Here is a 1,407-nt window from a genome sequence, read left to right on the forward strand (position 1 = left end):
CCCCCGGACAATTCCCCCGGCCGCTCGGAACGGCCCGCCGGGGCGGGTCCGTTCAGCCCCGGCGGACGGCCGCCGGCTCCGGTCCTGCCGGGCGCGGGGCGGCCCGCAGCCGCGCCCGGCCGGAGCGGGGGCTCGCGCCGGCCGCCACGCCCGCGGCGACCAGTGCGCTGCCGGTGAGTTGGGCCGTGCCGAAGGTGCCGAGCGCGACGAGCGGCGCGGTGAGCGCGGCCGACACCGGGATCAGGCCGGAGAAGAGCGTGGCGCGTTCCGCGCCGAGCCGCTGCATGCCGGCGTACCAGCACACGAAGCCGATGACGGTGGCCACGACCGCCTGCCAGCCGAGAGCTGCCGTCTCGGGCCCGGTCGGCACGCGCAGCGCCGCCCGGCCGTCCAGGGCCACGGCGAGCACGGCGGCCTCCACGGCGGCCAGTCCGCACACGCACACGGACAGCAGCATCGGCCCGAGCGGGGCCACCAGGGGCGCGGCGAGCAGTACGAAGCCGACCTCGCCGCCGAGTGCCGTCACCGACCAGAGCAGCCCGGGCGCGTCCGTGCCGCCCCAGCCCTGTACGACGAAGGCGCCGGCCGCCACCATCACGGCGCCCGCCGTACCGGCAGGGGTCGGCCGGCGTCCCGCCGCGAGCGGCACCAGCACCGCCACCACGACCGGCGCGCAGCCGACGAGCACGCCGGGCACGGCGGGTTGCGCGGTGCGCTCGGCGGCGAGCACCGACAGGTTGAAGCCGACCATGCCGACCCCGGCGACCGCCGCCGCCAGCGCCCATCGCCGCACCCCCAGCGCCGCGAGCCGCACCCCCGCCCCGCCCCGCAGCGCGGGCCACGCCAGCAGCGCGCAGGCGGCGGCGTAACGCACGGCCTGCCCGCCGGCATTCGGGTAGTCGACCAGCGCGCCCCCCGCGGTGAAGGACGCGCCCACGAGGACGCAGGCGAGAGCGGCGAGCAGCATTCCGGCACGGTGGGAGGACGTCATGCGGCCACGCTAGGGAGCGGGAGTGGTCCGGTCTAAGGTCCAATCCCATGGGAGTCAAGAGGACCAGTGCGACGCCGGGCGCCGAAGGCGAGGCCACGCCGGCGGGCACGCCGCGACCCGCGGGCGCCGACGCGGGTGCCCGCAGCGGGCCGCCCAGCCCCGGAAACCCGGCAGCCCGACCGCCCACCCGGGCCGACCCGGACACCAACGTCCTACGCGCACAGGCAGGCGCAGGCGCAGCCAACGCGCCGGACACGCACGACGACCCGTCCACGCCCGGCCCCGGGAACGCCGGAACCCGACCGCCCACCCGGGCCGACCCGGACGCCGCGTCACCGCGCAGCGGCGCGGTACGCGTGGACGTGGGGCCGACTCGCGGCGAGGTCAGGGAAGGCGGCGGCGGGTGGCGGGGGGAC

General features: G+C 79.0%; 1 protein-coding gene and 1 pseudogene. One reads left to right on the forward strand and one right to left on the reverse strand.

The genetic code is table 11. From position 1 onward, the window contains the following. Nucleotides 1–52 precede the first annotated feature (52 nt). Complete coding sequence (locus tag V7E46_RS33500; RefSeq protein WP_333771922.1) at nt 53–991, reverse strand: EamA family transporter; 939 nt, start codon at nt 989–991, stop codon at nt 53–55. A gap of 47 nt (nt 992–1,038) precedes the next feature. On the opposite strand from V7E46_RS33500, the pseudogene V7E46_RS33505 reads away from it, so the two are divergent. Beyond that, nucleotides 1,039–1,407, forward strand: a pseudogene (locus V7E46_RS33505) (hypothetical protein); the annotation flags it as partial.

The organism is Streptomyces sp. IBSBF 2435, assembly GCF_036815005.1.
Classification (GTDB): domain Bacteria; phylum Actinomycetota; class Actinomycetes; order Streptomycetales; family Streptomycetaceae; genus Actinacidiphila.